Origin of the sequence: Bosea vestrisii (assembly GCF_030144325.1) — a bacterium.
Classification (GTDB): Bacteria; Pseudomonadota; Alphaproteobacteria; order Rhizobiales; family Beijerinckiaceae; genus Allobosea; species Allobosea vestrisii_A.
In genome coordinates, this window is sequence record NZ_CP126307.1 from 1,333,066 (window position 1) to 1,356,199 (window position 23,134).

The 23,134-nt window shown below is 66.1% G+C and carries 26 protein-coding genes; 18 read left to right on the top strand and 8 right to left on the bottom strand.

The features are described from left to right. Nucleotides 1-242 precede the first annotated feature (242 nt). From carB to QO058_RS06600, 4 genes are all read left to right on the top strand, one after another. Complete coding sequence (gene carB / locus QO058_RS06585; RefSeq protein ID WP_284172827.1) at nt 243-3,575, top strand: carbamoyl-phosphate synthase large subunit; 3,333 nt, start codon at nt 243-245, stop codon at nt 3,573-3,575. 99 nt (nt 3,576-3,674) lie between these two features. Then, complete coding sequence (greA, locus tag QO058_RS06590) at nt 3,675-4,148, top strand: transcription elongation factor GreA (RefSeq protein ID WP_284171199.1); 474 nt, start codon at nt 3,675-3,677, stop codon at nt 4,146-4,148. Nucleotides 4,149-4,382: 234 nt separating this feature from the next. After that, the gene (locus tag QO058_RS06595; protein WP_284171201.1) at nt 4,383-4,697 is read left to right on the top strand and encodes a hypothetical protein; all 315 of its coding nucleotides are present in this window, start codon (nt 4,383-4,385) and stop codon (nt 4,695-4,697) included. Nucleotides 4,698-4,701: 4 nt separating this feature from the next. Next, on the top strand, nt 4,702-5,181 hold the full coding sequence (locus tag QO058_RS06600; protein WP_284171203.1) for a hypothetical protein: 480 nt from the start codon (nt 4,702-4,704) through the stop codon (nt 5,179-5,181). Between the two features lie 9 nt (nt 5,182-5,190). On the opposite strand, the gene QO058_RS06605 is transcribed toward QO058_RS06600, so the two are convergent. Continuing rightward, nucleotides 5,191-5,652: an Lrp/AsnC family transcriptional regulator gene (locus QO058_RS06605; protein ID WP_284171204.1), complete on the bottom strand. Its 462-nt coding sequence runs from the start codon at nt 5,650-5,652 to the stop codon at nt 5,191-5,193. 89 nt (nt 5,653-5,741) lie between these two features. On the opposite strand from QO058_RS06605, the gene QO058_RS06610 reads away from it, so the two are divergent. The 7 genes from QO058_RS06610 (at nt 5,742) to QO058_RS06640 (ending at nt 11,868) form a co-directional block, all read left to right on the top strand. Next, nucleotides 5,742-6,725: a mitochondrial fission ELM1 family protein gene (locus QO058_RS06610; RefSeq protein WP_284171206.1), complete on the top strand. Its 984-nt coding sequence runs from the start codon at nt 5,742-5,744 to the stop codon at nt 6,723-6,725. A gap of 51 nt (nt 6,726-6,776) precedes the next feature. Beyond that, on the top strand, nt 6,777-7,742 hold the full coding sequence (gene trxB / locus QO058_RS06615; RefSeq protein ID WP_284171207.1) for a thioredoxin-disulfide reductase: 966 nt from the start codon (nt 6,777-6,779) through the stop codon (nt 7,740-7,742). Nucleotides 7,743-7,883: 141 nt separating this feature from the next. Beyond that, complete coding sequence (locus QO058_RS06620) at nt 7,884-8,774, top strand: LysR family transcriptional regulator (RefSeq protein WP_284171209.1); 891 nt, start codon at nt 7,884-7,886, stop codon at nt 8,772-8,774. Nucleotides 8,775-9,233: 459 nt separating this feature from the next. Next, entirely contained in the window at nt 9,234-9,692 is a 459-nt protein-coding gene (locus QO058_RS06625; RefSeq protein ID WP_284171210.1) for a hypothetical protein, read from the top strand. Nucleotides 9,693-9,703: 11 nt separating this feature from the next. Further along, a complete protein-coding gene (locus QO058_RS06630) occupies nt 9,704-10,372 on the top strand; it encodes a ribonuclease T2 family protein (protein ID WP_284171212.1) in 669 nt (222 codons plus the stop codon). A gap of 6 nt (nt 10,373-10,378) precedes the next feature. Next, entirely contained in the window at nt 10,379-11,230 is an 852-nt protein-coding gene (locus QO058_RS06635; RefSeq protein ID WP_284171213.1) for a 23S rRNA (adenine(2030)-N(6))-methyltransferase RlmJ, read from the top strand. 107 nt (nt 11,231-11,337) lie between these two features. Further along, nucleotides 11,338-11,868 carry a glutathione S-transferase family protein gene (locus QO058_RS06640; RefSeq protein WP_347976011.1) on the top strand — a complete coding sequence of 177 codons (531 nt, stop codon included), beginning with the start codon at nt 11,338-11,340 and terminating at the stop codon, nt 11,866-11,868. A 223-nt stretch (nt 11,869-12,091) separates the two neighbouring features. On the opposite strand, the gene QO058_RS06645 is transcribed toward QO058_RS06640, so the two are convergent. After that, nucleotides 12,092-12,739 (bottom strand): outer membrane protein, encoded by a 648-nt coding sequence (locus QO058_RS06645; RefSeq protein WP_284171214.1) that lies wholly within the window; start codon nt 12,737-12,739, stop codon nt 12,092-12,094. A 371-nt stretch (nt 12,740-13,110) separates the two neighbouring features. Between QO058_RS06645 and QO058_RS06650 the strand changes: the two genes are divergently transcribed. Together QO058_RS06650 and QO058_RS06655 are read left to right on the top strand one after the other, a co-directional pair. After that, nucleotides 13,111-13,896 (top strand): glycosyltransferase family 2 protein, encoded by a 786-nt coding sequence (locus QO058_RS06650; protein WP_284171215.1) that lies wholly within the window; start codon nt 13,111-13,113, stop codon nt 13,894-13,896. A 1-nt stretch (nt 13,897) separates the two neighbouring features. After that, nucleotides 13,898-14,647, top strand: a complete 750-nt coding sequence (locus tag QO058_RS06655) for an SDR family oxidoreductase (RefSeq protein ID WP_284171216.1) — start codon at nt 13,898-13,900, stop codon at nt 14,645-14,647. Nucleotides 14,648-14,658: 11 nt separating this feature from the next. Here the strand turns inward: QO058_RS06655 and QO058_RS06660 are convergent, their stop codons facing one another. The 6 genes from QO058_RS06660 to QO058_RS06685 form a co-directional block, all read right to left on the bottom strand. Then, a complete protein-coding gene (locus tag QO058_RS06660; protein WP_284171217.1) occupies nt 14,659-15,288 on the bottom strand; it encodes a 2-hydroxychromene-2-carboxylate isomerase in 630 nt (209 codons plus the stop codon). A 136-nt stretch (nt 15,289-15,424) separates the two neighbouring features. Next, on the bottom strand, nt 15,425-15,712 hold the full coding sequence (locus QO058_RS06665) for a hypothetical protein (RefSeq protein ID WP_284171218.1): 288 nt from the start codon (nt 15,710-15,712) through the stop codon (nt 15,425-15,427). Between the two features lie 160 nt (nt 15,713-15,872). Further along, nucleotides 15,873-16,637, bottom strand: coding sequence for a peptidoglycan editing factor PgeF (pgeF, locus tag QO058_RS06670; protein WP_284171219.1), 765 nt, complete (start codon nt 16,635-16,637; stop codon nt 15,873-15,875). A gap of 21 nt (nt 16,638-16,658) precedes the next feature. Continuing rightward, nucleotides 16,659-17,756 (bottom strand): class I SAM-dependent methyltransferase, encoded by a 1,098-nt coding sequence (locus QO058_RS06675; protein ID WP_284171221.1) that lies wholly within the window; start codon nt 17,754-17,756, stop codon nt 16,659-16,661. Next, a complete protein-coding gene (gene lgt, locus QO058_RS06680) occupies nt 17,753-18,580 on the bottom strand; it encodes a prolipoprotein diacylglyceryl transferase (RefSeq protein WP_284171222.1) in 828 nt (275 codons plus the stop codon). Before lgt ends, QO058_RS06675 begins: the two co-directional genes overlap by 4 nt. A 76-nt stretch (nt 18,581-18,656) precedes the next feature. Then, nucleotides 18,657-19,223: a hypothetical protein gene (locus QO058_RS06685; protein WP_284171224.1), complete on the bottom strand. Its 567-nt coding sequence runs from the start codon at nt 19,221-19,223 to the stop codon at nt 18,657-18,659. A 201-nt stretch (nt 19,224-19,424) separates the two neighbouring features. On the opposite strand from QO058_RS06685, the gene QO058_RS06690 reads away from it, so the two are divergent. The 5 genes from QO058_RS06690 (at nt 19,425) to moaD (ending at nt 23,128) form a co-directional block, all read left to right on the top strand. Then, a complete protein-coding gene (locus tag QO058_RS06690; RefSeq protein WP_284171225.1) occupies nt 19,425-19,817 on the top strand; it encodes a RidA family protein in 393 nt (130 codons plus the stop codon). 59 nt (nt 19,818-19,876) lie between these two features. Further along, nucleotides 19,877-21,634 (top strand): excinuclease ABC subunit UvrC, encoded by a 1,758-nt coding sequence (gene uvrC / locus QO058_RS06695; RefSeq protein WP_432212013.1) that lies wholly within the window; start codon nt 19,877-19,879, stop codon nt 21,632-21,634. Further along, nucleotides 21,631-22,065 (top strand): helix-hairpin-helix domain-containing protein, encoded by a 435-nt coding sequence (locus QO058_RS06700; RefSeq protein ID WP_432212014.1) that lies wholly within the window; start codon nt 21,631-21,633, stop codon nt 22,063-22,065. The genes uvrC and QO058_RS06700 overlap by 4 nt, the downstream gene beginning before the upstream one ends. A 173-nt stretch (nt 22,066-22,238) precedes the next feature. Continuing rightward, complete coding sequence (gene pgsA / locus QO058_RS06705) at nt 22,239-22,850, top strand: CDP-diacylglycerol--glycerol-3-phosphate 3-phosphatidyltransferase (protein ID WP_347976016.1); 612 nt, start codon at nt 22,239-22,241, stop codon at nt 22,848-22,850. A gap of 26 nt (nt 22,851-22,876) precedes the next feature. Beyond that, nucleotides 22,877-23,128: a molybdopterin converting factor subunit 1 gene (gene moaD / locus QO058_RS06710; RefSeq protein ID WP_284172830.1), complete on the top strand. Its 252-nt coding sequence runs from the start codon at nt 22,877-22,879 to the stop codon at nt 23,126-23,128. Nucleotides 23,129-23,134 lie beyond the last annotated feature (6 nt).

Sequence of the window (23,134 nt, forward strand, 5' to 3'; positions counted from 1 at the left end):
CCGACGCGAACCGGCTCGACGCCATCGCAGCGGCCGATGCTATACCCCGCATGGCAACGCTCAACTGCGCAAAGGGAGAAACTCGCCACCTGTGCGCGCATGACAGGAAGAAGCGCTTTCCGCTTCCCCCCGCCGCCTCCCACGTCTATAGCGAGCGCCTAGCATTCATCTTTGGCGCTCGCTGGCTTCCGCTCCTTTCGAACGGAGGGGCCGTGCGCGCCCGCACGGAACCGGTCGAGACCATGCCCAAGCGCACAGACATCAAGACGATCCTGATCATCGGCGCCGGCCCCATCATCATCGGCCAGGCCTGCGAGTTCGACTATTCGGGCACCCAGGCCTGCAAGACGCTGAAGGCCGAGGGCTACCGCATCGTCCTGGTCAACTCGAACCCGGCGACGATCATGACCGATCCGGACCTGGCCGATTCGACCTATGTCGAGCCGATCACGCCGGAGATCGTCGCCAAGATCATCGAAAAGGAGCGCAACGTCCTGCCCGGCGGCTTCGCGCTGCTGCCGACCATGGGCGGCCAGACCGCACTCAACTGCGCGCTCTCGCTGCAGAAGATGGGCGTGCTGGAGACATTCGACGTCGAGATGATCGGCGCCACCGCCGACGCGATCGACAAGGCCGAGGACCGCGAGCGCTTCCGCGAGGCGATGACCAAGATCGGCCTCTCAACCCCGCGCTCGCACCACGTCAAGACGCTCGGCGCCGCGCTCGACGCGCTGGAGGATATCGGCCTGCCGGCTATCATCCGCCCGTCCTTCACCATGGGCGGCACCGGTGGCGGCATCGCCTACAACAAGGGCGAGTTCATCGACATCGTCGAGCGCGGCATGGACGCCTCGCCGACAAGCGAAGTGCTGATCGAGGAGAGCGTGCTCGGCTGGAAGGAGTACGAGATGGAGGTCGTCCGCGATAAGGCGGACAACTGCATCATCGTCTGCTCGATCGAGAACATCGACCCGATGGGCGTCCACACCGGCGATTCGATCACCGTCGCTCCGGCGCTGACGCTGACCGACAAGGAATACCAGATCATGCGCGACGCCTCGCTGGCGGTGCTGCGCGAGATCGGCGTCGAGACCGGCGGCTCCAACGTCCAGTTCGCGGTCGATCCCGAGAGCGGCCGGATGATCGTCATCGAGATGAACCCGCGTGTGTCGAGGTCGTCCGCCCTGGCGTCCAAAGCCACCGGCTTCCCGATCGCCAAGGTCGCAGCGCGGCTCGCGGTCGGCTACACGCTCGACGAGATCGAGAACGACATCACCGGCGGCGCGACACCGGCCTCGTTCGAGCCGACGATCGATTATGTCGTCACCAAGATCCCGCGCTTCGCCTTCGAGAAATTCCCGGGCGCCGAACCGACGCTGACCACCGCGATGAAGTCGGTCGGCGAGGCCATGGCGATCGGCCGCACCTTCCAGGAATCGCTGCAGAAGGCGCTGCGCTCGCTCGAGACCGGGCTCGATGGGCTCGACGAGATCGAGATCGAGGGCGTCGGCCATGGCGACGACAAGAACGCGATCAAGGCGGCGCTCTCGACCCCGACTCCGGACCGCATCCTGCAGGTCGCCCAGGCGATGCGCGCCGGCTTCACCGACGAGCAGATCCATGAGAGCTGCAAGATCGACCCCTGGTTCCTCGAACAGATGCGCGGCATCGTCGAGACCGAGGAAAAGATCCGCGCCCACGGCTTGCCGCAGACGCCGATCGCCTTCCGCCAGCTCAAAGCGATGGGCTTCTCGGACAAGCGCCTCGCCGCCGTCGCCGGCAAGACCGAGGACGAGGTCCGCACGCTCCGCCGCTCGCTGAAGGTGCGTCCGGTATTCAAGCGCATCGACACCTGCGCCGCCGAGTTCGCCTCGCCCACGGCCTATATGTATTCGACCTACGCCATGCCCTTCGCCGGCGCGCCGGCCGACGAGGCACAGCCCTCCTCCGCCAAGAAGGTCGTCATCCTCGGCGGCGGCCCCAACCGCATCGGCCAGGGCATCGAGTTCGACTATTGCTGCTGCCATGCCTGCTACGCCCTGCGCGACGCCGGCTACGAGACCATCATGGTCAACTGCAATCCCGAGACGGTGTCGACCGACTACGACACTTCGGACCGGCTCTATTTCGAGCCGCTGACCGCCGAGGATGTGCTTGAGATCCTCGAGACCGAGAAGCAGAACGGCACGCTGCACGGCGTCATCGTCCAGTTCGGTGGCCAGACGCCGCTGAAGCTGGCGCATGCGCTGGAGCAGGCCGGTATCCCGATCCTCGGCACCACACCCGACGCGATCGACCTCGCCGAGGATCGCGACCGCTTCAAGCGCCTGCTCGACAAGTTGCATCTCAAGCAGCCGAAGAACGGCATCGCCTATTCGGTCGAGCAGTCGCGCATGATCGCGGCCGAGCTCGGCCTGCCCTTCGTGGTGCGCCCGTCCTACGTCCTCGGCGGCCGCGCCATGGCGATCATCCGCGACGAGGTGATGTTCGAGGACTACCTGCTCGGCACGCTGCCCTCGCTGATCCCCTCGGAGGTCAAGGCCAAGTACCCGAACGACAAGACCGGGCAGATCAACACCGTCCTCGGCAAGAACCCGCTGCTGTTCGACCGATATCTGTCGGACGCGATCGAGGTCGACGTCGACTGCCTCTGCGATGGCAAGGACGCCTTCATCGCCGGGATCATGGAGCATATCGAGGAAGCCGGCATCCACTCCGGCGATTCGGCCTGCTCGCTGCCGCCGCGCTCACTCTCGCCCGAGCTGATCGCCGAGCTGGAACGCCAGAGCAAGGCGATGGCGCTCGCCCTCGATGTCGGCGGGCTGATGAACGTCCAATATGCGATCAAGGACGGCGACATCTACGTGCTCGAAGTCAATCCGCGGGCATCGCGTACCGTGCCTTTCGTCGCCAAGGTCATCGGTCAGCCGATCGCCAAGATCGCGGCGCGGCTGATGGCGGGCGAGAAGCTCGCAAGCTTCAACCTGAAACAGGAGAAGCTCGAGCATGTCGGCGTGAAGGAGGCGGTGTTCCCCTTCGCCCGCTTCCCCGGCGTCGACGTGCTGCTCGGCCCGGAGATGCGCTCGACCGGCGAGGTCATCGGCCTCGACCGGTCCTTTGACGTCGCGTTCGCCAAGAGCCAGCTCGGCGCCGGCTCGAAGGTGCCGGTCAAGGGCACGGTCTTCGTCTCGGTCCGTGACGAGGACAAGCCGCGCATCCTGCCCGCGATGGCGATGCTGGCCGAGCTCGGCTTCCAGATCGTCGCCACCGGCGGCACCCTGCGCCTGTTGCAGGAGCACGGCATCCGCGCCAGCAAGATCAACAAGGTGCTGGAAGGCCGACCGCACGTTGTCGACGCCATCAAGAACGGCGAGATCCAGCTCGTCTTCAACACCACGGACGGCCCGCAGGCTCTCGCGGACTCGCGCTCGCTGCGCCGCGCGGCCCTCTTGCACAAGGTGCCCTATTATACCACCTTGGCCGGAGCGATCGCCGCCGCGGAGGGCATCAAGGCCTATAGCAGCGGCGATCTCGAAGTGAGGTCGCTGCAATCCTATTTCGGCCGCGCCGCCTGATCGGCCGCGCGGCGAAATAGTTTTCTGACGATCGGAGCGATGCGGGCGCGTCGGCCATTGCCGGCGCGCGTATTCGTTTTTTATAACTGGGACGGGACGATGGAAAAGGTTCCTATGACGGCGGGTGGCTTCGCCGCCCTCGAGGTCGAATTGAAGCAGCGTCAGCAGGTCGAGCGCCCGCGCATCATCCAGGCGATCTCCGAAGCGCGCGCGCTGGGCGACCTCTCGGAGAATGCCGAGTATCATGCCGCCAAGGAAGCCCAGTCGCTGAACGAGGGCCGCGTCATGGAGCTCGAATCGCTGATCGGCCGCGCCGACATCATCGATGTCAGCAAGCTCGGCGGCGACACGATCAAGTTTGGCGCCACCGTCAAGCTGATCGACGACGACACCGAGGAAGAGAAGCTCTACCAGATCGTCGGCGAGCCGGAATCGGACGTGAAGTCCGGCAAGGTCTCGATCGGCTCGCCGATCGCGCGCGCTTTGATCGGCAAGAAGGTCGGCGATTCCGTCCACGTCAACACGCCTGGCGGCGGCAAGTCCTATGAGGTCGTCAGCGTCGCCTTCCGCTGACGGCACCGCTTGGCCAGACCGGCGGCAGTCCCTACATTGAGGGCCTGACTGCCGCCGGAGACCACCCATGACCACGCGCCGCGCATTTCTCACCGGGTCCGCCGTGCTTGCCGCCGGCGGGCTCGCTTCGCTTCCGGCCCGGGCGCAAGGCATCGCCATCGGCGGGATCCGCGTCGATGCGCGACGCCTTGGCCCGCAGGGCTGGGGCGAAAACGCCCCCGGATCGCGCGCGCCATGGAGCAGGAACTCGCACGCCAGCTCGCACCGTTGCGCCAGCGCGGCGGCCCCACGCTTCATGTCACGCTGCAAGGCCTTTGGCTCGCCAGCTCGGCCGGCACCGGCGGCGCCGGCGATGGCGGCGACAACGACAATATGGACAGCGTCGCCGAGGTGATCGACCGCGGCCGCGTGCTCTTCAGCCGCGATATCCGCTCGATGCTGCTCTCCTCCTCCGGCGGCGCCTGGTACCGGCCCGATGTCGATCAATACCGCGTCACGGCCCTGCTCGAGAACAACGCCCAGTGGATCAAGCGCTATCTCGGCGCTTGACGCCATGCTCCTCGCACGCCGGATCGTCCTGACAGGCCTAGCCGCTACGTTGCTGGCAGGTTGCCGGACGACGTCTCAAACCGCTCCACCTGTCGCAATCCAGACGATTCGCGTCGACACTGCGCCCCTGGCGGCCAAAGGCCAGAGCGCCACCGCGGCACTGATCAAGCCGATGCTGGAGCGCGAGCTCGCCAGCCTTCGCACGACCGACAGCAGACGCGGCGCGATCCTGCAGGTCACGGTCACCGGCCTTTATCTGACGAGCTATGCCGGTGGCGCGGCGGCGACGCTCGGCAATGACACGCTGGAAAGCGAGGCCGTGCTTATCGGTTCAGATGGCCGCGAGATCGCCCGCTACCCGATCCTCGCCATCATGGCTCCGAGCTCCGGCGGGGCGTGGTACCGCCCGGACGTCAACCAGCGCCGGGTCGAGGCGCTCGTTGCAAGCAACGCCCAATGGATCAGGCGCGCGGTCGGTGGCTGAACGAGCGTCCTAAAGCGGCGCGATCGGCTCGTCCTTGACCCGGTCGAGCGCCAGCGCCGTGCGGACATTGCGCACATTCGGCAGCGCCGTCAGGTCGGCGACGAAATCCTGGAAGGCCTTCAGATCGGTCGCGACGCATTTCAGGATGAAGTCGATGTCGCCCGACAGCGTCCAGCATTCGCGCACCAGCGACCATTCGCGGATCCGCTGCTGAAAGATGGCGAGATCGGCCTCGGCCTGGCTGGCGAGATGGACGAAGGCGAAGCACACCACCTCGATGCCGAGCTTTCGCTCGTCGAGCAGCGCCCGATAACCGGTGATGACGCCCGCCTCCTCCAGCGCACGCACGCGCCTCAGGCAGGGCGGCGGCGAGATGCCGACCCGGCTCGAGAGCTCGACATTGGTCATGCGCCCGTCGCTCTGCAGCTCCGTCAGGATACGGAGATCGATCTCGTCGAGTTTGGCGCGCACAAATCCTCCTGAAAATGGAACGCGCTGGTGTAGACGGGCCGCTGACGCGATACAAGGCGTCGACCACGTCAAACCCGGGCCAGCCGACCGTGCCGCCAGAATCGACGCCTTCCCTCTGGGTGCTGACCGACGGCAAGGCCGGCGACGAGGTGCAATGCCTCGGCGTCGCCGAGCGCCTGGGTGTCGCTCCCGAGCTTCGCCGGATCAATCCCGGCCGGCCTTGGAGCTGGCTGATGCCGCGCGGGCCGATCGATCCGCGCGAGGCCCCGGACCGGCCCGGCAGCCCGATCCGCCCACCCTTCCCCGACATCGCCATTGCCTCGGGCCGGCGCGCCGTCGCCTATCTCCGCGCCGTCAAGAAGGCCTCGAACGGCGCGACCTTCACCGTCTTCCTGAAAGACCCGCGCATCGGCCCCGACGCTGCCGACCTGATCTGGGTCTCCGAGCATGACCGCCTGCGCGGCGAGAACGTGCTTGTGACGATCACCTCGCCTCATCGGCTCGCGCCGGAAGCCCTCGCTACTGCCCGCGCCGCGCCACCACCCGAGCTCGCTGCCCTGCCGTCGCCTCGCGCGGCCGTGCTCGTCGGCGGCGACAGCCGCCACCACCGCTTCCGGCCGGACGATATCGAACGCTTCGCGCGCGAGCTCGACACACTCGCCGCCTCCGGCGTCGCCTTGATGGGCTCGCGCTCGCGCCGGACCCCGCCGGCGCTCGACGCCGCCATCGCCGAGGTCTTCCGCCGCCATGGCGGCTGGTGGTGGGATGGCAGCGGCGACAATCCCTATGTGCCACTGCTCGCCAATGCCGACGCCATCGTCGCGACCGCCGATTCGACCAACATGATCGGCGAGGCGGCCGCCACCGGCGCGCCCATCCTGGTGTTCGAGCCGCATGGCGGCCACGGCAAGCTGGCGAAGTTCCTGGAGGCACTGAAACGCCACGGCGCTGTGCATCACTTCCAGGGCAAGCTTGAAGGCTCCCGCTACGAGCCGCTAGATTCGACCGGAACGATCGCTGCGGCCGTGCTCGAGGGCTGGCGGCATCACAAGGCTGCAACGGGGCTGGACTGAAGCCACTCCCATACCGATATCTCCGGCTCGTACCGGCTCAGGAACCAGATAATGGCCCATACCCATGCCAAGGTGATGATCATCGGCTCCGGCCCGGCTGGCTACACCGCCGCGATCTATGCCGCCCGCGCCATGCTCGAGCCGGTGATGATCTCCGGACTGCAGGCCGGCGGCCAGCTGATGATCACTACCGATGTCGAGAACTATCCCGGCTTCGCCGATGTGATCCAGGGCCCCTGGCTGATGGAGCAGATGCAGGCGCAGGCCGTCCATATGGGCACGAAGATGGTCTCCGACCATATTGCCAAGGTCGATCTCTCGCAGCGCCCCTTCCGGCTCTGGGGCGACGCCGGCGACACCTATTCCTGCGACTCGCTGATCGTCGCGACCGGCGCGCAGGCGAAATGGCTCGGCCTGCCTTCCGAGCAGGCATTCCAGGGCTTCGGCGTCTCGGCGTGCGCCACCTGCGACGGCTTCTTCTTCCGCAACAAGGAGGTCGTCGTGGTCGGCGGCGGCAATACCGCGGTCGAGGAAGCGCTCTATCTCGCCAATCTCGCCAGCAAGGTCACGCTGGTGCACCGGCGCGATTCGCTGCGTGCCGAGAAGGTGATGCAGGAACGCCTGTTCAAGCACCCCAAGATCGAGATGGTCTGGAATGCGGAGGTTGCCGAAATACTCGGCGGCACGCAGCCCCCCTCCGTCACGCATGTCCGCCTGCGCGATCTGAAAAGCGGGGCGCTGCGCGATCTTGCAACGCACGGTGTCTTCATCGCCATCGGCCACAAGCCTGCGACCGAGCTCTTCGCCGGCCAGCTCGCCATGCGCGATTCGGGCTATCTCGACGTCACCCCTGGTACGACCCAGACCAATGTGCCCGGCGTCTTCGCCGCCGGAGACGTCACCGACGAGCATTACCGTCAGGCCGTGACGGCCGCCGGCCTCGGTTGCATGGCGGCGCTCGACGCCGAGCGCTGGCTAATGGCGCAGGAACTGGGAATTCGCGAGGCAGCGGAATAACCGGGAAGCCGCTCCCATCACTGGAATTGATCAGTTTCAGCACGATATTAACGGCTAAAATCAACCGCCCCGGCAAAGGAGTCGTTGACCGGACAACTCTATCCCCCCATCATGCGCTGAACGCATAACAGGGGGAAAGCGGTGGATTGGGACCGCATCCGAATCTTCTACACGGTCGCTGAATCGGGAAGCTTCACCAAAGCAGGCGACGGGCTGGGTCTTAGCCAGTCGGCAGTCAGCCGCCAGATTGGTGCACTGGAGCGCGAATTGCGCGCCCCGCTGTTCCATCGGCACACACGTGGCCTCATTCTCACCGAGCAAGGTGAATTGCTTTGGCGCGCTGCGCGCGAGATGACGCAGCGCCTGGAGCGAACGCGCGCCCAGCTCTCGGAGACCCGCGAGCATCCCTCCGGCGAGCTCAAGGTCACCGCTACCCGCGGGCTCGGCGGGCATTGGCTGACGCCGCGCCTCGCCGAGTTCCTCGATCTCTACCCCGACATCAAGGTCGAGCTGATCCTCACCGATGAGGAACTCGACCTGTCGATGCGCGAGGCCGACATCGCGATTCGCCTGCGCCAGCCGCAACAGCCCGACCTGATCCAGCGCCGGCTCTTCACGGTGCACTTTCACGTCTACGGCTCGCCGGCCTACATCAAGCGCTTCGGCGAACCGAAGAGCTACGAGGAACTCGACAACCACCGGCTGCTGTCCTTCGGGGCGTCCTCGCCGTCGTATCTGACGGCGGTGCACTGGCTCGGCACGCTCGGCCGCGACCAGCGCAATCCGCGCCCGATCCATCTGACCGTGAACAACATCACGGCGATGAAGCGCGCGGTCGATTCGGGCGCCGGCATCGCCATCCTGCCCGACTATCTGATCGAGGCTGGCTCGCCGCTCGTGCAGTTGATGCGCGAGACCGAGATGCCGCAGCTCGAGAGCTATCTGGTCTATCCGGAGGAGATGAAATCGGTCGCGCGCGTGCAGGTCTTCCGCGATTTCCTGATCCAGAAGTCGCAGCGCTGGACATATTGAACGACAGGCAGGTGCTGCCGGAAAATCCGGCAGCACCGTGTCTTACGCCGACTGCGCATGCGTGCCACGCGCGGTCTCCTGGCAATTGTGACGAATTCTAGCAATAAGTCATGTCGCCAGCGCATAACCGACCCGACCAATGCTGCATTGCAAAAAGGCAGGGTCTGCTCGATATTTCACTCACGGTTGTTCGGAACGGGCTCCGCATCTCCTCCCGGCGTTGAGTTCGTTCCAGCCGTTCCCCTCTGAGATGTTTGGCGCTTTTTGCGCTGGATGTTTCAAACTTTCAGGCCGGCTCCTTCGGGACGCCGGCCTTTTTTCTTTATCTGCCGCAGCCCGCGGCCGGATCGAAAAGCCACAGGCCTCGCTCGACATGTGGTGCCCCGCCTATCCGCCTTGACCGTAGCCGCCCCCCGGCCATCGTGCCCGCAACGGATCCACTCCCCTCGCGAGGCCCCTATGCGCCGCGTTTCGTTTCTCTCTGCTCTCATCGCCGGGCTGTGCCTGGCCGGCCTCTCCGCCCAGGCGGCGGGCGGGCGCTACGTCCACCCGGCCGACCGGGCGGAAGAACGAATCATTCCGATGTATGGCAATCTGCCGGTCTGCGAGGATCTGGCCGTGCTCGGCGAGATCACCAGCTGGTTCAATTCGCGCGAGGCCAAGTTCTGGGGACCGTTGCAGGCGATCAGCTTCGACCGCGTCCGGCCCGTCGCCTGGCGGCCCTGGGGCGACGACTTCATCCCGCGCCGTTTCTGCACCGCGCGCGTGCTGACCAATGACGGCGTGCTGCGCCGGGTCGACTATTCGGTCCGCGAGAACCTCGGGCTGTTCGGCTGGTCCTGGAACGTCAATTGGTGCGTCTCCGGCCTCGACCGCCATCGCGCTTATGCGCCCGACTGCAAGATGGCGCGGCCCTGATCCGACAGACCATGTCCCTGAAGCGAGTCGCCCTTGGCCTTCTGGCCGCTTGCACGCTGGCCGGCTCGGCTCTCGCGCAAGGACGCTATGAGCGCGGCGGCTCGCCGGGCGATTTCGACTTCTACGTCCTCGCGCTCTCCTGGTCGCCGGGCTTCTGCGAACTCGATGGCGGCCGCGGCCGCAACCGCGAGCAATGCGCCGCCGGCGCCAATCTCGGCTTCGTGGTGCATGGCCTCTGGCCACAATACGAGCGTGGCTTCCCGAGCGATTGCGGCCCGTCGGGCCGTTCACCCTCGCGAATCGCCATGGAGCAGGCCGAGGGCCTGTTCCCGACGGAGAGTCTCGCCCGCTACCAATGGCGCAAGCACGGCAGTTGCTCAGGCTCGAGCCCGGCCGACTACTTCGCCGATGCGCGCCGGGCCCGCGACAAGGTCGTGATCCCATCCGCCTTGCAGAAGGGCGACAGCGAGCAGAGCTGGACAGCGCTCGATCTCGAACGCGCCTTCGTCGCCGCCAATCCGGGACTGCGGACCGACATGATGTCGGTCTCCTGTCGACGCGGCGTGCTGGAGGAGGTCCGCATCTGCTTCAGCAAGGACCTACGTAATTTCAGGACCTGCGAGGAGGTCGACCGCTCCGGTTGCCGCGCGCGGGATTTTCGCGTCAACGCGATTCGCTGATCCGGGATGAACTACCGCCACGGTTTCCATGCCGGCAATTTCGCCGATGTGCTCAAGCACGTCGTGCTGATGCGCATCCTCACGCATCTCAACGCCAAGGATAAGCCCTGGCGTGTCATCGACACCCATGCCGGCGCAGGCCGTTACGATCTCGGCTCCGAAGAGGCCCTGAAGACGCATGAATGGCGCGACGGCGTCGCCAGGCTCGAGCAGGCGCCGCTCGCCCCGAAGGTCGAGGACCTGTTGACGCCCTGGCGCGAGGCACTCGCCGCCGCCCGTGCCCGCCACTGTGCCGAGACCTATCCCGGCTCGCCCTGGCTCTGCCGGCATGCCATGCGAGCGGATGATCGCCTGATCGCGGCGGAGCTGCACGAGAATACCTTCCGCAAGCTCGCACAGGCGCTCGCCCGCGACGAGCGCTGCAAGACGCTTGAGATCGACGGCTGGACGGCCTTGCGCGCCAATGTCCCGCCAAAGGAGCGCCGCGGCCTCGTCCTGATCGACCCGCCCTTCGAGGAGAAGGACGAGTTTGCGACGCTGGCGGCCGAATTCATCGCCGCGCACCGCAAATGGCCGACCGGCATCTACGCGCTCTGGTACCCGATCAAGGACGAACGCGCCGTAGATCGCTTGCTCGACGCGATTCTCGATGCCGGCATCGGCCGCCTGCTCCGGCTCGAGGTCGATGTCGACCGGCCCGATGCCGCCGGCGGCCTGAGCGCGACAGGAATGCTCGTCGTCAATCCGCCCTGGCTGCTGGCGGAGGAAGCCGAGATTCTGCTGCCCGCCCTATGCGAGCGGCTCGCGCAGGGACCGAGCCCGCGCTATCGCTGTGAAACGATCAGCCCCGACGGCTGAGCGTTCCCGTCCGCCAAGCCGAAGGCCATGACCGATGCTGATCCTGCGCTCCTCCCCCCACCTCCCCCTTCGGCCGCAAGATCAAGATCGCGATTGCGGAATTGGGGTTGGAAGACCGGATCGAGATCGTGCCGGCCGACACCAACGACCCCGCGGAATCGCTGCGGCGTCAGAATCCCCTCGGCAAGGTGCCCACTCTGGTCTTCGAGGACGGCACGACGCTGTTCGATTCGCGCGTGATCGCCGAGTATCTCGACCATCTCGCTGGCGGCGGCAGGCTGTTCCAGGCGGGCGACGCCCGCTTCGCGCAATTGCGCCTGCAGGCTGTCGCCGACGGCATTTGCGACGCCGGCTTGCTACAGGTCTATGAGGCTCGTCTGCGCACGGCCGAGATGCGCAATGCCGCCTGGGTCGAGAATCAGGCCGGCAAGGTGGCCCGCGCGCTCGCCTCGCTCGAGGCCGTGCCCCCGGTCTACGACCGGCCGCGCATAGGTGAGATCGCGCTCGCCTGCGCCCTCGGCTATCTCGATCTGCGCTTCGACGGAGCTTGGCGGACCGGCCATCCAGCCCTGGTCGCCTGGCTCGACGCATTCGCCGCGCGGGTGCCCGCTTTCGAGGCGACGCGCTTCAAAGGCTAAGCGTTTTTCGATCGACCCCGACCACCGGAGCCGCCACTGCGAGAAGCGCAACGTTGACGCAATCCGAGGACGGCAGAGTTCCGTCTCCCTGGATTAGGTCGCTGCCTCCACAAAGGCGGGTACCCGGAGCTGTGCACCCGAAATGACGGCTCGACATGACAACGAACAACAAAAAACCCGGTGGCCGAGGCCACCGGGTTCGCTCTGTCTCCGTGAGGAGAAATCAGAACTTGTAGCTGAGACGGGCGCGCACGACCGAGAAGTCGGTGCCGATCTTGGTGCCAGCGCCAGCAATGTTCTTCTCGCCGAGGTCGACGTAGAGGTATTCGACGCCGGCGATGATGTTGTTGGTGAAGGCATACTCGACGCCGCCGCCGACAGCGAAGCCGCCGGTGTGGGTGCGGTCGGACGAGAAGGCCAGTGCCGGGATCGCGGTCTTGACGTTGCCGTAGGCCCAACCACCGGTCGCGTAGACCATGAAGCGGTCGAAGGCGAAGCCAGCGCGAGCACGGACGGTACCGAAGTACTCGGTCTTGACGTTGACCAGGCCGAGGTTGCTGCCGCTGCTGAGGTCAGCGCCCTGGAAATCGGCTTCAGCGCCGAGGACGAGCTGACCGATCTGGTAGTTGTAGCCGATCTGGCCGCCACCGATGAAACCGTCGAGATCGCCGACATTGGCGAAGCCGTTGGCATTCACGTTGCCGAAGCCGTAGCCGGCGTTAACACCGACGTAGAGGCCAGTCCAGGTGAACACCGGAGCGTAGACCGGGGCAACAACCGGACCCTTGCGGCTCGGCAGGTCGGCAGCGGAGGCAGCGCCGGCAGCGAGGAGGCCGAGGGCCGCAACGCCCGAAAGCAGATACTTCTTCATGACAAACTCCTTAGTCATCGTATTTCCCGGCGCTGGCCGGCAGGTGATTTCAGTGACCCCTTTATAGGGTTTGTAGCGGGCCGTGTCTGTTGCGGCGAGAACACATCTGCTTGCCAGACCGAGGCGAAATTGCGGCACGATCCGGAACAAGCAAGGCATATTGGTCAATTCCGGTTAGTCTTTGTTAAGACAGTGTGAATGGCTAACCAATTACTAACGCAACGTCAGCGACTACGCACGGCCATCACATAACCGCCGCAAACCGGTTTGGGTTCCCTGGCTGGCGCAAATCCGCCATGCGCCCCGTGCTTGCAGCCTGCCCTCGCGCGTGCTTTAGCCGACTGGGCCCCGCCTTTCGAGATCCGCCTTAAGTGTTACCGCTTTCGATCTTCATCATCGCGCGCGACGAAGCCGACCGCATCGGCCGCACCATAGCCGCGGTTCGCGTGTTGAGCGATGACATCGTCGTGATCGATTCCGGCTCGACCGACGGCACGCAGGCCATCGCCATGAATCTCGGCGCGCGCGTCATCGAGCGCGACTGGCCGGGCTATGGCCCGCAGAAGCGCTTCGCCGAGGAGCAGTGCCGCCATCCCTGGCTGCTCAACCTCGACGCCGACGAGGTGACGCCACCGGAACTCGCGGCCGAGATCGCTGCTTTGTTCGCCGAGGGCGAGCCGACGCGCGACGCCTACCGCATCCGCATCGCCGAGACTTTCCCGGGCGAAGGCGCGCCGCATCGTTTCGCCTATGCGCTGTCACCGATTCGTCTCTACCGGATGGACAAGGGACGCTACTCCCCGTCCCCGGTGCATGACCGTGTCGATCTCGCCTCGGATGCCCGCATCGGCAAGCTCAAGGGCACGCTCCATCACTACTCGGTTCGCTCGCTCGGCGAGCAAATGGCCAAGCTCAATGCCTATAGCGACGCGCAGGCCGACGATCTCGACGCGCGCGGCGAGACGCTCTCCGTTTTTCGACTGGTTGCCGAGTTTCCGGCGAACTTCATCAAGGCTTATATCGGGCGACGTCACGCTCTGCGCGGCGTCTATGGCTTCATGACCGCGATGAACTACGCCTTCTATCGCTATCTGCGCGTCGCCAAGCACTGGGAGCGCCGGCTTCGGCGCCGCGGCTCGCGTGCAAACGGAAACTAGCATGGTGGCTGAGGTCGCCCTTGTCACCGGCGGCGCAAAGCGCATCGGCCGCGCGATCGCCTTGCGCCTCGCCGGCGCCGGCTATTCAGTCGCCATCCATTGCAACACCTCGCGCGCGGAGGCCGAGGCTCTCGCCGCCGACGTCGCTGCGGCAGGGGGGCGGGCCTGTGTCATCGTCGCCGATCTCGCCGATCCCACAGCCGTGGAGCGGATCGTGCCCGAGGCCGAAGCCGCGCTCGGGCCGGTCAGCCTGCTCGTCAACAGCGCCTCGAGCTTCCTGGTCGACGACCTGCTCGCGCTCGATGTCCCGACCTGGAACCGCCAGTTCTCAGTCAATCTGCGCGCGCCCTCGGTGCTCGCCGGCGCGATGGCCAACCGCCTGCCGCCGGACAGGCAGGGCGCGATCGTCAACATCATCGACCAGCGCGTCTGGAAACTGACGCCGCAATATTACTCGTACACGCTGACCAAGGCGGCGCTGCTGACCGCAACCACGACCATGGCGCAGGCTCTGGCGCCGCGCATCCGCGTCAACGCTGTCGGCCCCGGCCCGACCTTCGCCAACCCGCACAACGGCGAGGCGCTGCTGACGACGGAGGCCGGCGGCACTCCGCTCGGCCACAAGGTCGAGGCCGCCGATATCGCCGAGGCTGTGCTCTATCTCGCGCGTGCCAAGGCGATCACCGGCCAGATGATCGCTGTCGATGCCGGTCAGCACATCGCTTGGCGCACGCCCGACATCGTCGACTGACGCGAATCGTCTCAGACCGTCGCGTCGTTGCGATAGGCCACCCTGCCGGCAGCGAGCGCGTCGGCCAGAAGGTCGAGCCGGTCCTGCCCCCAGAATATCTCCCCATCGAGCACATAGCTCGGCGCGCCGAACACGCCGGCCTCGACCGCCTCCGCGATCGCCGCCTGATAGGCCTGAGTGGTCGCCTCGCTTCCAGCCGCCTCAGCCAGGCCGGCAGTGTCGAGCCCGGCCCGCTCGGCTGCCGCCAGAATCAGCTCTGGCCGTGACATGTCCAGCTCGCGGGCCCAGACATCGGCCAGCACCTCGCCGACAAAGCCCGTGGGATCCTCTCCGCGCGCGATGACGGCGAGCACGATCCTGTCCGCCAGCGACACGTCATAGGGAAAGAACTTCGGGAAAAGCGTCAGTGGCAGGCCGCGTTTGGCGCGCCCGCGCTGAAGCTCGAGCACGCGGTAGCGCTGCCGCACCGGATGCCGCTTCGGCAGCGGCAGGCCGCCGGTCTCGTCGAAGACCGAGCGCAGCGGCGTCGGCCGATAGCGAACCGAAAGCCCGTGCTGTCTCGCCAGCTCTATGAAGGCGCCGTGACCGAGATAGGTCCAGGGCGAAAGCAGCGTGAAATAATAGTCGATCTGGCGTGACATCGGCGTCCTCAGGCAAGCAAGAGCCGGACGATGCCCGCTGATGGCTGAACCGGGCAAGCTCGCCCGGCGTCAATTGTCGTGATCGCTTCGATCAACAGGGTCGTGGCGCCGCCTTGGCGGCGCCACGAGAGAGGGATCAGGCCGCCGCCTTGTTCTTGATGGCGCCGATGATCGCGGTGAGGATAGCGCCACCGGCGCCGCCGCTGATCAGGTTGGTGATGATGCCACCAACGCTGAGATTGCCGCCCATTGCTGCGGCGGAGATCGCCGGCAGCAGGACCGGGATCAGCTGGCCGAGTACGCCGCCGCCGACAAGGCCCGCGATGGTATTGCCGATCGTACCTATATCGAAGGTCGGCGAAGCCTTGCCGGCCGCATTACCACCGATCGCGCCTGCGACCAGGTTCATCAGGATCTGTTCCATGTTCAATCCCTCAGCCAAGGTGGATGGCGAAGGGAGGATGCCTCTCCGTCATGGCGCGCGCAACTCGGCATCGATGGAAACGGCGCCTGCAACGGTACGTTGCGCCGACTTACGAACCGAAATCACGAGCCCGCTGCGCCCAAGCCAGGAGAAATGACCTCTAGCCCAGCGCGATGGCCGAGATCAGGCGCCCGTAATCGGCTTCCTGCCGATGAGTCGTGCGCCGGTAGCTGTAGAAGCGCGCCTCGTCGCCATAGGTGCACAGGCCCAGATCATAGAATCGGCCGATGCCGGCTTCCTGCGCGCGATGCGCGATGAAGGCCGGCAGATCGAACATCGCATGCGCCGGCCGCTCCGAAGCGTGGAAGAAACGGGCAAAGGTCGCGTTCTCGCCCTTGAAGCGCTCGATGAATTCTGGACCAACTTCATAGGCGGCGGCGCTGATGGTCGGCCCGAGCACGGCGATAATGCGCTCGCGCCGGGCGCCGAGCTTCTCCATCTCGGTCACGGTCGCGTGGATCACGCCCGAGAAGGCGCCCTTCCAGCCGGCATGGGCCGCGCCGATGACGCCGGCCTCGCTGTCGGCGAACAGGATCGGGCCGCAATCGGCGGTGGAGACTCCGAGCGCGACACCATGTGCGACCGAAACCATCGCATCGGCCTTGGGCCGCTCCGCCGGCCAGGGCCCGGTTACGATCGCCACATCCGGCGAATGCACCTGATGGACGCTGACCAGCCGGTCGCGCTCGACACCCATCTGCCCGGCCATGCGGGCACGATTCTCGGCGATATGCGCCTTGTCGTCGTTCGAGCCGAGCCCGCCGTTCAGCGAGGCGTAGATATCGGTCGAGACGCCGCCCTCGCGGGTGAAGAAGGCATGGCGGATGCCGGGCTCATGGGCGAGATCGGGCGAGGTGATGAACATGGCGGCGCATCCATTTAAAGGTCAGCCCTGCTCTGGCAGGCGATGAAGGTCAAATCCGGGCAGGGGCGGTAGATTCGGGTCCGCGACCGCCAGCACCTTGAAGAGTTCGCCCATCGCCGTCGGCCCGGTTTCGATCAAGCGCTCAGCGCCGCTCGCGAGTGCCTCGGCCTGCGCCGGCGTCGCGCGGCGAGACAGCGCTTCGAGCCGCTGTTGCAGGCCAAGCGCCAGCAGAAAGTCGCGCTGCGTCACAGCGCCATGCGCCGCGGCGCCGACAGCGAGCCCCGCCTGCGCCATCCGGGCGAAATCGACATGCACCGTGAGATCGGCATCGCCCGGTTCGGCGAGCACATCGACGAAGGCGTGGCGCTTCATGGCCTGCAGCGTATCGCCGAAGCCGGAGCAGGTCGGGCCATAGTCGATGAAGAGCCCGGCACCGCCTTCCGCCGCAACGTGGCGCGCGACGGCCGCAACCGCCTCCAGTGCCACTGCCGGCTGCTCCAGCACGGCGCCAATGGGCGCCGCGACCGTGACGGCGTTGTCGGGCTCGGCCGCCAAACCGAAGGCCAGGCGCCCTTCGCCATCGAGCCCAATCAGCCGCTCCCGCCACCCCTCCGGCGTACCCACGAACTGGTCGAGCGGCAGCGCGTCGAGGAATTCGTTGGCGACGACGATTGCCGGTCCTTCGAGCGCCTGGTCGATCCGCTCATGCCATTGCGGCGTTGCGCCACTTCCGGCCAGCGTCGTCCTCTGCCGCTCGCGCAGCACCGGGCTAGTTTCGACCAAGTGGACGGAGAGCGCATCGCGAAAACCGGGGAGCGCCCGCGCTGCCCGCAGCATGTCCTGCATCAGCGTGCCGCGCCCCGGCCCGATCTCGATCAGGCGGACGGAAGCCGGCGCGCCCATCGCCTGCCAGATGCTCGCGGCCCATAAACCGATCAGCTCCCCGAAGATCTGGCTGATCTCGGGCGAAGTGGTGAAATCCCCGTCGGCCCCGAATGGGTCCTGCTTCATGTAATAGCCATGGCGCGGATGGCCGAGGCAGAGCGCCATGTAGCGCGAGATGCTGATCGGCCCTTCTTGGCGGATCAGCTCTACGAGCTCCTGCGCCAGGGAATTCACGCTTCAGCCGATTCCCGCCGCTGCCGCAGCACCAGCACCACGCCGGCCAGGAACAGCGGCACCGACAGCACCATGCCCATGGTCAGCCAGCCGGTCCCGAACAGGAAACCGAGCTGGGGATCGGGCTCGCGGAAGAACTCGCAGGTGGTGCGGGCAATGCCATAGCCCATGCCGAACAGCCCGGCCGCAAGGCCCGGCCGCTTCAGCCCACCCACACGGACCACGATCATCAGGATCACCAGCAGGAGTAGCCCCTCGCTGAAGGCCTCGTAGAGCTGGCTCGGATGGCGCGGCACCGGGCCGCCATGCGGAAACACGATCGCCCAGGGCACATCAGGCGCCGGTCGCCCCCAGAGCTCGCCATTCACGAAATTGGCGATACGGCCGAGGAACAGGCCGATCGGAGCGACGACAGCGCCGAGATCGAGCGCCGAGAGCGGCGGATAGCCGCGCCGCCGAGCAAAGACCCACAATCCCATCGCGGCGCCGGCGAGCCCGCCATGGAAGGACATGCCACCCTTCCACACCGCGAAGATCTCCAGCGGATTGGCGAGATATTCGCCGAGATTATAGAACAAGACGAAGCCGAGCCGGCCGCCGATCACGACGCCGAGCGCGGCAAACAGCAGGAAATCGTCGAGCGAATCCGGGTCCGGCCGCGTCCGCCCGCCCCAGAGCCGCTCGGCCGAGGCGAGCCGGCGCGCATACCACCAGCCGCCGAGCAGGCCGGCGACATAGGCGAGCCCGTACCATTTGATCGAGAGCGGCCCGAGCTGGAGCGCGACCGGATCGATCACCGGGAAGGGAATGGCGAAGACGGGCATGGGCGATGGGTCCGGGTTGCGCGCTGCGGTGATGCAGGCGGCGCGGCATCCGGGTCAAGAGGTCAGAGAGCCGCGCTCAAGCCCGCCCGCGAACCCGCGCTTCCGCCAGCATCGGTTCGCCGCCCAGTTCGGGCGAGGCCGGTGGCAGATCGGTCGGCAAATGCTGGTGGATCGTCAGGATGAGTTCGTCGAAGCCGTTGTCATATGTCGAAAAGCGCAGACGTGGCCCCGCGAAAGAGGCGATCCAGAGATAGCCGGTCACCTCCTCGCCGAACCGCGCCAGCTCATGCCAGCTCAGCGAGATCACGCGGCCGGTGATCGTGCGGCGCTCGATGCGCTGGCCGTTCCAGCGCACCTGTTCGATCAAGGCCTGAGCTGCAAGGAACAGGGTGATGCCTGCGAACGCGCTGGTGAAGAGCAGGCCCGAGCTCCGCTCGACGCGCCCAGCCGCGACCACCAGCGTCGCGACAGCGGTAATCAGCAGGCCGGCGAACAGGCCGAGCCAGAAATACGGGCCGGGCGTCAGATATTTCCACTCGCCATGCCGCCGCGCGCGCCGCCGCTGCAGGCAGACGCAAAGCGCGGTCAGCGCCATGAAGGCCGGAACGAACAGCGCCGCTTTCATCAACGAGTCGGTAGACATGGCAGGCCTCGGGCGAGAGCAGACCGCTTCTACCGATCCCTGCGGCAAACCCGAAGCGCAACCCGCTGGATTGGCAAAGAAGTTGTTGCCACTCGCTGCCGCTATGGAGGCCGGAATACTTCGGTCAGAACCGTAGCGTTCGCGCTCTCGCATCGTCGAAACGCCTGCTAGCCTGGCGGCCTGGCCACGCAGGAGAGCCCAATGAACCGAGAAGTCATTCGCGTCGAGCCATTCTCGAGTTGGGGCGAGCGCCTAAAAGTACCGTTCTCGCCGATGGTCCGCCATGGCGACACCCTCTATGTCTCCGGCATTCCGCCCTTCGATCCTGCCACTGGCGAAATCGTCCAGGCGCCGGTCGAACGCCAGACGGAGATCGTGCTGGAGCAGATGAAACTCTGTCTCGAAACCGCCGGTTCGTCGCTGGCGAACGTGCTCAAATGCAATGTCTACTGCACCTCCCCCGACAAGTTCGCCGCCGTCAACGCGGTCTATGCCCGCTATTTCCCCAAGGATCCGCCGGCCCGCATCTTTCTCTGCGTGCCGGTCTGGTTCGGGCCTTTCGACATCGAGATCGACTGCATCGCTGCAGCCTAGAGACAGCTCCGAAATCTTGGCTGCGCTCCTGACATGACGAAGCGCCTGCGGCATCCTACATGCAGGTCATGAATCGCGAACGCCAAGAGCCACCGGAGCAAGAGCTGCCGGACGAGGACTTCAAGGACGAGGAGGACATCCTTCCCCCGCCCGAGGCCGCGCTCGATCCCGGCGAGGCGCCTCCCGGCGCGCTCAAGGCCGGCATCGAGGTGATCGCCGATTTCGCCAAACACCTGCCGAACCGGCCCGGCGTCTACCGGATGTTCGATCGTGCCGGCGAGGTGCTTTACGTCGGCAAGGCCAAGAGCCTGAAGAACCGGGTGACCGCCTATGCGCGCGGCATGGCGCACACCAATGCGGTGGCGCGGATGATCGCCGAGACCGCGAACATGGAGTTCGTCACCACCGGCACCGAGACCGAGGCGCTGCTGCTCGAATCGAACCTGATCAAGCAGCTCAGGCCGCGCTACAACGTGCTGCTGCGCGACGACAAATCCTTCCCCTACATCTTCCTCTCGGGCGATCACCCAGCACCACAGATCGCCAAGCATCGCGGCTCGCGCCAGCGCAAGGGCGACTATTTCGGGCCGTTCGCCTCGGTCTGGGCGGTGGAGCGTACCATCGACGCGCTGCAGAAGGCCTTCCTGCTGCGCTCCTGCTCGGACAGCTATTACGAGAACCGCACGCGGCCCTGCCTGCTCTTCCAGATCAAGCGCTGCTCGGGGCCGTGCACCGGCGAGATCTCGCATACCGACTATCAGGGCCTCGCCGACCAGGCGCGCGCCTTCCTCTCCGGCCGTTCCTCGGCGGTGAAGGAACTGCTCTCCAAGCGCATGCAGGCGGCGGCCGAGGAACTCGAATTCGAGAAGGCGGCGCGCTATCGCGACCGGCTGGCGGCGCTCTCGGCCGTGCAGGCCGGGCAGGACATCAACACGCAAGGGGTCGAGGAGGCCGACGTCTTCGCCATCGACGAGCAGGCCGGGCAGTTCTGCGTCGAGATCTTCTTCTTCCGCAACAAGCAGAACTGGGGCAACCGCGCCCTCTTCCCGCGCGCCGACAAGAGCCTGACCCCGGCCGAGGTGCTGGCCTCGGTCGTCACCCAGTTCTACGACGACAAGCCGCCGCCGAGACTCGTCCTGCTCTCGCATGAACTGGCCGAGGCCGATCTCATCGCGCAGGCGCTCTGCGAACGTGCCGGCCGCAAGGTCGAGCTGGCGACGCCCAAGCGCGGCGAACGACGCGACCTTGTCGCCCATGCCCAGAAGAACGCGCATGAGGCGCTCGCCCGCAAGCTTGCCGACAGCGCCGGCCAACAGAGCCTGCTCAACGCGCTCGGAGCCGCGTTCAGTCTGGAAAAAGCGCCGCGCCGCGTCGAGGTCTACGACAACTCGCACATCATGGGCACCAACGCGGTCGGCGGCATGATCGTCGCCGGGCGGGACGGCTTCATGAAGAGCCACTACCGCACCTTCAACATCTCGTCCGACACCATCGCCGGCGACGATTTCGGCATGATGCGCGAGGTGCTGAAGCGACGGTTCACACGGCTGGCGAAGGAGAGCGGGGCAGCGTCAGCGCTTCCCAACGAAGGCGCTTCCCCTCCCCCTGGTGGGGAGGGGATAGGGGTGGGGGGCGAAAAGCCAGAGCAACCCGCCAGCCCTGCCAGCCTCCCGGTCGATGCCATCGAAGTCGTTCTGCCAGCGCTCGCCGAGCGGGACGCCCCCACCCCATCCCCTCCCCACAAGGGGGAGGGGTTGAGCCCGAACCGGACATCTCAGAGCCCGAAGACACCTTCCCCTCCCGTCCCGACCTCGTGATCGTCGACGGCGGCAAGGGCCAGTTCGAGGCTGCCCGCAAGATCATGGCCGAATGCGGCATGACCGACATCGCGCTCGTCGCCATCGCCAAGGGCGAGGACCGCAACGCCATGCGCGAGACCTTCTTCATGGTCGGCAAGGAGCCGTTCAAGCTGCCGCCGCGCGATCCCGCCCTGTTCTTCATCCAGCGCCTGCGCGACGAGGCCCACCGCTTCGCCATCGGCACGCATCGCGCCAAGCGCAAGCGCGACATCAAGACAAACCCGCTCGACGAGATTCCAGGCATCGGCCCGTCGCGCAAGCGGGCACTGCTGCTGCATTTCGGCACGGTGAAGGCCATCCAGCGCGCCAAGCTCGACGATCTGATGCGCACGCCCGGTGTCAATGCGGCCACCGCCAAGGCGGTCCATGCCCATTTCCACGAGCATTAGTGAACTCATTTCGGGTGACATCGGCGAAGCGGCGAGAATTCGCGCCAGCTCACAAATTTGAGCATGTTCTCGCCGCGAAGCTGCTGTCCTTGGTGCGGGGCATGTGTGGCGAATGGCCGGGTCACACTCTGGCGTGTTGACGCTGTCATGAAGGGGCTGTTTTGGTGAGCGTCGTGACGAGTCTGAACGAAGCCATCCGCCGGCGCGGCCCCTGGTCCCTGCCGAATCTCCTGACCTACGGCCGGATCCTCGCGATTCCGGCGCTGGTCGCGCTGCTGTTTTGGCCCTGGGATGCCTGGGCGCGCTGGACGGCGCTGGGGATCTACGTCGTTGCCGCCGTCACCGATTATCTCGACGGCTGGCTCGCCCGCAGCTGGGGCCAGCAATCGGCGATCGGCCGCATGCTCGACCCGATCGCCGACAAGCTGCTGGTCTGCGCCCTCCTCCTGATGCTGGTCCACACCGAAACGATCAAGGGCTGGGCGATCTGGGCGGCGATCGTCATCCTCTGCCGCGAGATCCTGGTCTCGGGCCTGCGCGAATTCCTGGCCGAGCTCAAGGTCAGCGTGCCCGTCAGCAAGGTCGCCAAATACAAGACCACGGCGCAGTTGTTCGCGCTCGGCTTCCTCGTCGCCGGCCCCGCTGGCGACAAGGTCCTGCCCTACAACACCCAGATCGGCATCGTGATGCTGTGGATCGCGGCATTGCTGACGATCTACACCGGTTGGGATTATCTCAACTCCGGCATCCGCCACCTCGTCCAGGAAGACGAGCGCACGTCATGAACACGGCCATAACCGAGCCCGCCGGCCTGCGCCTGGTCTATTTCGCCTGGGTGCGCGAGCGTATCGGCCTCACCGATGAGACCGTCATGCCACCCGCCGGCACGACGACCATCGCCGACCTCGTCCGCTGGCTGAAGACGCGTGGCGAAGGCTATGAACTCGCCTTCGAGAACGAGGCGATCGTGCGCGCCGCGATCGACCAGACCCATGCCAAGCCAGCGACATCGATCACCGGCGCGCGCGAGATCGCCTTCTTCCCGCCGATGACCGGCGGCTGAGCCGGC